Source organism: uncultured Oscillibacter sp., assembly GCF_910587525.1.
In the GTDB taxonomy this organism is placed as follows: Bacteria; Bacillota; Clostridia; order Oscillospirales; family Oscillospiraceae; genus Oscillibacter.
In genome coordinates this window covers 1-7,703 of sequence record NZ_CAJULS010000113.1, presented here as the reverse complement: position 1 = coordinate 7,703, position 7,703 = coordinate 1, and the positions used below count along the sequence as shown (strand labels likewise).

The following is a 7,703-nucleotide window of genomic DNA, read 5'->3' as shown; positions in this document are numbered from 1 at the left end:
TGTTCTTTTAAAAGTATAACATATCGCGAGACAAATTGCGAGATCTGTTTTGAGTATCACGGTATCCCTGCCTGCTCACCCGCAATCTCCTCCCATCCGAACCGGGCGGGGCTGCCAGAGAAAGCGCGCCGCCCTCCGGACAGACAGCCCGAAAAGCGGCGCGCTCAGATCATACGTGGTAGCAGCCCCCGCCGACGAACTCCCGCATGAGGGAGGTCTTGGGGATATTGTCCGCAGGGATGGGCAGGAAGTAGTTCAGGAATTTCAGCAGCCGCTTGGCTTCGATATACTCCTCGCTGTCCCGGGGGACGCCGAAGAGCAGAGGCTGCACGTAGGGCTTCAGCAGGGCCGTCTCATAGATCAGAGCGGAGTTGAATACTGTGTCCGCGCTATCCTGGAAGGGGAAGATATTGTTCTCCTCGCCCCGGCGCACAGAGGGCCACATTTTGATGGTGGCCTGGGCGCTGTACCCCCGGGTCCGGGCGTCCCGCTCGATCCGCCGCAGGAGGCGGGCATCTGTGGTGGGGATGCGGTTGTGATCGTCGATGTTCAGTGTGGTGAGGCAGCTGATATAGATCTTGTATTTGCTCTCTTTAGGCAGTGCGTGGGTGAACTGATCGTTGAGGCAGTGTATGCCCTCAATGACCAGCACATCACCATCTCCCAGCTTCAGGAAATTGCCGTTGTACTCCCGTGCGCCCTTTTTGAAATTGAAGGTGGGGAGCTCCACCGTCTCGCCGTTCAGCAGACGCACGCAGTCTTGATTGAACTGCTCCACATCCATGGCTCCCAGGCCCTCAAAGTCGTAGTTGCCGTTCTCGTCCCGGGGGGTGTCCTCCCGGTTTTTGAAGTAGTTGTCCGTGGCGATAGGATAGGGCCGCAGGCCGCAGGCGCGCAGCTGAGTAGACAGCCGGTGGGAGAAGGTGGTCTTGCCGGAGGAGGAGGGGCCTGCGATCATCACGAAACGGACGTCCTTCCGTCCCGCGATCTCCTCGGCGATGTCGCCGATTTTCTTCTCCATCATGGCCTCGTGGGCCAGAATCAGCGGCGTGGCGCCCCCCTGAGAGATGGTGGTATTCAGCTCCGCCACATTGGAGGCGTTCAGCGCCTCAGAGCGCAGGGTGGAGGCGTAGAGCTCCCGGAAGACCTTTCGGGAGGGCAGAAAATCCCCCAGCTGATTGGGATTTCTCTGAGTGGGCAGGCGGAGAACAAAGCCGTTTTCAAACAGCTCCAGACCAAAGCACTTGATATAGCTGCTGTCCGGCACCATGTAGCCATAGAAGTAATCCACAAAGCCGTCCAGAGAGTAGACGTTAACCCGGGAGTTGATCCGGAAGCTGAGGAGCTGGGCCTTGTGGATCAGTCCGGCCTGCCGGAAGAGCTCAATGGCGTCGTCGGTGTTGACGGACCGCTTTTCGATGGGCACTGCCGCCGCGGACAGTTCCCGCATCCGCGCTTCCACCCGTGTAAGCAGCGCCTGATCCAAGGTAAAATTACCCCGGGCCAGAATGAAGAGGGCGCTGCTGAGGGAGTATTCCACGGAGATGCGCTCCACATTCTCCCGGCCTACCACGTCGTAGAAGGCCTTCAGCATCAGAAAGACTGCGCTTCGCTCATAGGTCTGAATACCGGGCTTGTCCTGAGCGGTGACCATTTTCAGCGAACAGTCCCGGTCCAGGGTCTTGTGGAGCTCGCAGAGCTTTCCGTCTCGGTTTACCAGCAGGATATCCCAGGGATACCGGTCCTGAAAGTCCGCCGCGACAGCGCGGTAGGGCGTCCCGCTGGGATAGGCGTGATCTGCGCCGTCCACAGTGACCTTTATCATTCTCTTTTCTTCCATGGAATGGCCTCCTCTTATATATGATCTTCCCGCCGGGAAAGCGGACTCCCGCCAGCCTTCAGGGCAGCACACAGGTCCGGCGGTTCCTAGTCCGCCAGCTGAAAACCCACATTCGCGGATTCTTAACCATGATGACTATATCATACGACATTTTTCCCAAAAATACAAGGTGGATTCTGCCATGAAAACCCAGGGCAAGTTTTATATTGTAATTGGACAGTCGGAACGCGGAGTGGAAAAAAGATTCTGACGCTGTATGCCTGCGGGATGAGCTATGCGATGCAGCTCGTTCCGGAGCTGGTCGGCAAGATCCGTGAACTACACACTAAAATTTTCCCCAGCATAAAGCCCGCTCTCCGGGACAGACTAACCGTGGCATCACCGGCGTTTTTCGCCGGCGGTCCGAAGGAGGTATTCCCATGGTCATTATTGACAAGATTGCGCTGACCCTGGCGGTCATCGGCGCTCTGAACTGGGGCAGCGTGGGCCTGTTCGGCTTCGACTGCGTGGCCTTCCTGTGCGGCGGCCCGGCTGCTGTGCTGTCCCGGGTCATCTACACCCTGGTAGGCGCCGCGGGTCTGTGGTGCGCCACGCTGCTGTTCCGAGACAGCGAGGAAGAACGGACGCCTTACACGGCCTGAATAAAGAGGGAGCGCCATCACGGCGCTCCCTCTTTCGCTTTCTTTTACCTCCGGTTCTCATTGGGCACTCTCTACATCTTCCACAGTCACCAGAGCATCCCTCTGTAAATACTGAACAGCCCGCAGTGCGTACCGGTGGGCATCCTCGCTGGAACCAGCTACGGCGTCCGTTACCACCCTGATATGGTAGTCGTGCTGGTGGGCGTCCACCGCCGTATAGTGGATGCAGACGTCTGTCAATCCGCCGACGAGATAAAGCGTTTAAACACGTAGACCCTTCAACAAAATCTCCAGATCTGTGCCGAAGAAAGCGCTGTACCGGCGCTTGGAGATCAGGTATTCCCCTTCAACCGGGTAAGTCAGCTCCGCATAATCCGTCAACGGAGAGGTCTCGATACAGTGGACCCCCTCGGAGCCGTCCAGCTCCCGTCCGAAGTCCACCATGTCCGGCCTGTGGACCTCCCTGATCTGGATAACCGGCAGCTTTCTGGCCCGAAATACATCCAGCACCCGTCTGGCGTTCCGGATACATGCCCATTCCAGATCGTCGCGGTTTCCCTCTTTCATTTCCACAAAGTCCGCCTGCTGGATATCGATAACCAGCAAAGCGCAGCTCTTATTCAATTTCAGCATAGTCTCCTCCGTTATTCAAATTGTTCCAGTCTGAACAGCGGGGCACGCTAATACCGGTCCAGATTGACCCCAAGAGCCATGGACATATGTTTCCCTCCTACCGAATTTTCAGCCGCTTCACCAGCGCCTCCTCCGGAGTCACATTCACGGTCTGATGCCCGGTATAGACCACCATGCCCGGCCGGGCCCCTGCGGGTTTTTTTACATACCTCACCTGCACATAGTCCACAGGCACATTGCCGCTCTCCCGGGCCTGGGAGTACCAGGCCGCCAGCTTGGCGGCCTCCACCAGATCGTCTTCCCCTACGGCCTGTCCGCCGGTGCGGAGAATCACGTGAGAGCCGTGGAGCTTCTGCGTGTGGAGCCAGATATCCCGGTGGTCCGCCTCTTTCAGCGTCAGGCGGTCGTTCTGTCGGTTGTTCCGTCCCACCAGCACCTGGAAACCGCCGCTGGTGCGAAACTCCCGGGGCTTCGCCGGACGCTGGCGGGTCTCCTTCTTCCCCTGCTTTTTCAGAAAACCCGCCTCCCGCAGCTCGCTCCGGATGTCCAGGAAGTCCTGCTCCGTTTCTGCCAGCCCGATCTCCTCCAGCACACTCTCCAGATACTCCAGGTCCCGGCGGGCAGCGGCCATCTGCTCTCGGAGATACCGCTCGGCAGTTTTGGCCTTGGTGTAGCGCTTGTAGTATTTGGCGGCGTTCTGCTGAGGGGTGAGCAGCGGGTCCAGCTGGATGACGGCCTCGCCCCCCGCCTCGTCATAGTAGTTCTCACACACCAGCCTGCCCTGCCCCCGCTCCATGCGGTAAAGGTTGGCGGTAATGAGGTCGCCGCAGATTCGGAGCTGGTCCCGGTTTTGGGTCTCGGCATAGTCCTTCTCCTGCTGACTGAGCTTCCGCCGCAGGCGGTCCCGGGCAGTGGAGGCGGTACGGATCAGATCCGCCCCCCGCTGGCGTGTCCGCTCCTGCTGCTCCCGGGCCTCGTAGAAGGCGTCCAGCAGCTGGGAGAAGCTGCCGTAGGTCTCCGTCTCCATGGCGGCACCGTACTGGGCGACGGGCAGGCAGGAGAACTCCGCCGGCCGGCCCTCCCGCCTGAGACAGACGGGGGTGAAGCGGCTCTCCCGCACGGCGGAGAGAAACGATCCCACCTCCCGCCACAGCGCCGCCCCGTCCTTCAGGGCGCAGAGACGGCTGTCCGTCTCGCCTGCCGCCCGGAAGGCCAGCTCCCGGGCCATGAGGGGGGAAATGCCGAAATAATGATCCAGCAAAAAGGCGTCGATCCGCCGCTCGGGGTTGGCGGCGGAGAGCTTTTCATAAAAGCCTTCCTCCGTCTCCTCGATCACAACGAGACGGTCTCCGGCGGCAGGGGGCTCGTAGTACAGCCCCGGCAGCACCTGGCGCTGGGCGGACATCTCCGCGTCCACCCGGCGAAGACATTCGATGATCCGCCCCTCCCCGTCCAGCAATATCAGGTTGGACCGGCGGCCCATGGCCTCCAGCACCAATGTCCTGCGGCCGGGACGGCCGAAGTCGTCGGTGACGTCCAGCTCCAGCCGGACCAGCCGTTCCAGGGGCGGCTGGGCAAGACCTGCGATCTTTGCCCCGGTCAGGTGCTTGCGCAGCAGCATACAGAACATGGGCGGCTCCGCCGGGTTGTCCCGGACGATCTCTGTCAGCTGAATACGGGGGGCATTGGCCCCGGCATTCAGCAGCAGCCGCCGGCCCCGCAGCAACAAAATCACCTGGTCCCGGGCGGGCTGCTGCACCTTGTCGATGCGCAGGCCCAGCAGCTGGGGCCGCAGCTCCTCCACCACCGCCTGCAAGCAGATCGCGTCTAACGGCATGGCACTTCCTCCTCCATCATCTCGCAAAAGAGCTGGTTGACCCGCTCCCGCTGTCCGCTGAGGTACAGCCAGCCCAGCAGGGCTTCCAGGGCTGTGGCCTCACCGTACTGGGCCCGGCTGGCGTGGCCTGGGACGGTGTGGACGTGGGCGTTACGGCCCCGGCGGAACACCGCCGCCTCCTCTTCTGTCAGCATGGGCAGAATCCGCTCCGCCCGCCGGGCCTGGGACTCGGCGCACACCAGGCGGATGGCGGCCTGGTGCAGCCCCCTTCCGGTGGCCCTGCCGTGGGCGCAGAGCCAGGTGCGGGCCAGAATCTCAAACACGGCGTCCCCGATGTGGGCAAGGCCGATGGAGCTCATGGCCCGGAGCTGGTCCGGGGCGAGGCAGGGTTCAAAGTAGTTCTCCATAGGGTTCTCCTTTGTCAAAAGCACAATTTTACAGCAGTATACCACGTTTCCCGGAGATTGGGCAATCAAAAATGCGGCCCGTCCGCTTTTTTCAAACTCGAATTATAAATTTGCCGAATCGGCAGACTTGTACTGCAGCGAATAAACATCACGCCCAGGTCTCCCGGCAGAGGCGGATCATGGCCTCCATAGGCCGCGTCAGGTACTTATTCCTGTGGTAGAGCAGGCGGAAGCGCCGGGTGAAGCGAATTCCCTCCACCCAGAACTGGCTCACACTGCCTCTGTCCAGAGCGGGACGGACCAGTGACAGCGGCAGCACCGCCACCCCCAGGCCCTCCGCCACGCCGCTGACCAGGGTCTGGGTACTGATGCTCTGCCACAGAGGCCTCGGCTCCACCCCGCTGGCCTTCAAAGTGGACTCCACCAGATCCCGTCCGGCGCTGCCCCGTTCCCGGAAGAGAAAGGGCTCCTCATTCAGACGCCCCGCAGCAACGGAACGCCCTGCGAAAGGGTGCTCCGGGTGGCATAGGAACACCAGCTCATCCCCGCCCAGCAGAATATCCGCCAGCTTTTCGTGATGGCACTCCCCCTCGATCAGTCCCAGGTCGATCTCATTGTCCAGAATGGCTGCCTCCACGGTGTCGGAGTTGCAGATCATCACCTCGATCCGCAGCTTTGGATACAGCTCCTGGAGCCGTGCCGTAATCCCGGGCAGCTGCACAGTGCCGATGGTGATGCTGCTGCCCAGCCGCAGGGTACCGGTCTCCTCCCAATCCTGGGAGCGGGCCTCCATCTCGTCCAGCAGGGCCACGATGTGCTGGGCATAAGACCGCATCTGTTCCCCGGCGTCGGTGAGAAACAGCCGCCGCCCGATCCGGTCAAACAGGGTGACTTTGTAGTGGCTCTCCAGCTCCCGGATCGCCACGCTGACAGTGGGCTGGGCGATGTACAGCTTCTCCGCGGCGGCGGTGGCGGAACCCTCCCGGCACACCGCCAGAAAAATACGCAGATGGCGCAGAGTCACACTCTCCCCCCCTTTATAAGAAAACAGCTATGATATATATTATATCATAGTATTTCCAAAATGCAACTTTATGGTGTAAATTGGAGACAAAGGAAGTGGGAAGAATGGGAAAGATCTGCTGGAAGCTGTTTACCTCCATGCTGGTCCTCAGCGGCCTAACCTTCGGGGGCGGGTTTGTCATCATCCCCCTGATGCAGCGCCGGTTCGCGGAGGAATTGGGATGGCTGACCGAGGAGGAAATTTTGGACATGACAGCCTTCGCCCGGGCCTCCCCCGGCGCGGTGACAGTCAACGTGGCAGTACAGGTGGGAGCTCAAATGGCGGGGGCCGCCGGGGCTCTGTGCGGCGTATTGGGCACTATCATCCCGCCGCTGGCGATTCTCGCCGTCATCTCCCTTTGCTATGACGCCTTTTCCGCCAGCCCTGTCATTGCCGCACTGCTGTATGGGCTGCGCCTGGCAGTGGCCGTTGTGGTTGCTGACGCGGCGGCCGCCATGGCGGCTGAGGTTCTCCGCGGGGGAGACCGTCCGCGGACGGCGGTGATGGTTGTTGTATTCCTGCTGTCTCTGGCTACAGGCGCCGGCACTGTCTGGCTGCTGGCAGGCGGCGCCGCTCTAGGCTGGCTGATGGCTGGGAGAGGTGTGACATGATCGCGCTGGCGCTTCACTTTCTGTATATCGGCCTCTTCAGCATCGGCGGCGGCCTCTCGGCCATCTCCCTGATTCAGGCGGAGATCGTGGACAAGCTGGGCTGGTTGACAGCCGAAACCTTGGTGGATCTTATGGCCATCGCGGAGATGACCCCGGGCCCTATTGCCGTCAACGCCGCATCCTTTGTGGGAATGAGCCTCTACGGCATCTCCGGCGCAGTGACGGCCACCTGCGCCTGCATCCTGCCCGGGTGCCTGATCTCCTTTCTGATCTCCCGGACAAACGACCGTCTGCGAAAAAATGCGCGCTGGCAGTATACCCTGAAAGCCCTGCGGGCAGCCGTGACCGGCGTGATCGTCAACGGCGGTCTGGTAATCGTGAAAAACGCGCTGCACTCCGGCGGGTCCGGTCTTATTTTCCTGTCCGCAGCCCTTTTTTGCGGCGGCCTGATTGCGTACCGCCGTTGGAAACCCTCCCCCATGCTGTTTATGCTGGCCATGGGGACAGCCTGCGGCATTGTGCGGCTGGTCCTGCCGCAGCTTCTGGCGGGGTAAGCGGGCTCTTTCCAAGGAGGAACGGATCATACGTTCCTCCTTTTTTGACGCCATCTCGCTGCAAATAATGAGTCAAGTAAACTTTTGCTGATTTTGCAGAAAAAAATTATTAAATTT

7 protein-coding genes and 1 pseudogene are annotated in these 7,703 nt (G+C 60.6%); 3 read left to right on the top strand and 5 right to left on the bottom strand.

Annotated elements, in window-relative coordinates:
• Window positions 1–169: 169 nt before the first annotated feature.
• The gene (locus QZ326_RS09945) at window positions 170–1,840 is read right to left on the bottom strand and encodes a nucleoside kinase (protein ID WP_365328995.1); all 1,671 of its coding nucleotides are present in this window, start codon (window positions 1,838–1,840) and stop codon (window positions 170–172) included.
• Between the two features lie 419 nt (window positions 1,841–2,259).
• Between QZ326_RS09945 and QZ326_RS09940 the strand changes: the two genes are divergently transcribed.
• Complete coding sequence (locus tag QZ326_RS09940; protein WP_295744682.1) at window positions 2,260–2,481, top strand: DUF378 domain-containing protein; 222 nt, start codon at window positions 2,260–2,262, stop codon at window positions 2,479–2,481.
• 57 nt (window positions 2,482–2,538) lie between these two features.
• Here the strand turns inward: QZ326_RS09940 and QZ326_RS09935 are convergent.
• From QZ326_RS09935 to QZ326_RS09920, 4 genes and pseudogenes are all read right to left on the bottom strand, one after another.
• Window positions 2,539–3,114, bottom strand: a pseudogene (locus tag QZ326_RS09935) (isochorismatase family cysteine hydrolase).
• 97 nt (window positions 3,115–3,211) lie between these two features.
• Window positions 3,212–4,951: an NFACT family protein gene (locus QZ326_RS09930; RefSeq protein ID WP_295744678.1), complete on the bottom strand. Its 1,740-nt coding sequence runs from the start codon at window positions 4,949–4,951 to the stop codon at window positions 3,212–3,214.
• Complete coding sequence (locus QZ326_RS09925; protein ID WP_295744675.1) at window positions 4,942–5,358, bottom strand: Mini-ribonuclease 3; 417 nt, start codon at window positions 5,356–5,358, stop codon at window positions 4,942–4,944. The genes QZ326_RS09930 and QZ326_RS09925 overlap by 10 nt, the downstream gene beginning before the upstream one ends.
• A 148-nt stretch (window positions 5,359–5,506) precedes the next feature.
• The gene (locus tag QZ326_RS09920) at window positions 5,507–6,382 is read right to left on the bottom strand and encodes a LysR family transcriptional regulator (RefSeq protein ID WP_295744672.1); all 876 of its coding nucleotides are present in this window, start codon (window positions 6,380–6,382) and stop codon (window positions 5,507–5,509) included.
• 104 nt (window positions 6,383–6,486) lie between these two features.
• Here QZ326_RS09920 and QZ326_RS09915 point away from each other — a divergent pair, with 104 nt between their 5' ends.
• Both QZ326_RS09915 and QZ326_RS09910 read left to right on the top strand, forming a co-directional pair.
• Window positions 6,487–7,032 (top strand): chromate transporter, encoded by a 546-nt coding sequence (locus tag QZ326_RS09915; protein WP_295744669.1) that lies wholly within the window; start codon window positions 6,487–6,489, stop codon window positions 7,030–7,032.
• Entirely contained in the window at window positions 7,029–7,586 is a 558-nt protein-coding gene (locus QZ326_RS09910; protein WP_295744666.1) for a chromate transporter, read from the top strand. Before QZ326_RS09915 ends, QZ326_RS09910 begins: the two co-directional genes overlap by 4 nt.
• Window positions 7,587–7,703 lie beyond the last annotated feature (117 nt).

Excerpts from the sequence above, each read along its gene's own strand:
- QZ326_RS09945 (WP_365328995.1), bottom strand. The coding sequence starts at position 1,840 with ATGGAAGAAAAGAGAATGATAAAGGTCACTGTGGACGGCGCAGATCAC.
- QZ326_RS09925 (WP_295744675.1), bottom strand. The coding sequence starts at position 5,358 with ATGGAGAACTACTTTGAACCCTGCCTCGCCCCGGACCAGCTCCGGGCC.
- QZ326_RS09940 (WP_295744682.1), top strand. The coding sequence starts at position 2,260 with ATGGTCATTATTGACAAGATTGCGCTGACCCTGGCGGTCATCGGCGCT.
- QZ326_RS09910 (WP_295744666.1), top strand. The coding sequence starts at position 7,029 with ATGATCGCGCTGGCGCTTCACTTTCTGTATATCGGCCTCTTCAGCATC.
- QZ326_RS09915 (WP_295744669.1), top strand. The coding sequence starts at position 6,487 with ATGGGAAAGATCTGCTGGAAGCTGTTTACCTCCATGCTGGTCCTCAGC.
- QZ326_RS09930 (WP_295744678.1), bottom strand. The coding sequence starts at position 4,951 with ATGCCGTTAGACGCGATCTGCTTGCAGGCGGTGGTGGAGGAGCTGCGG.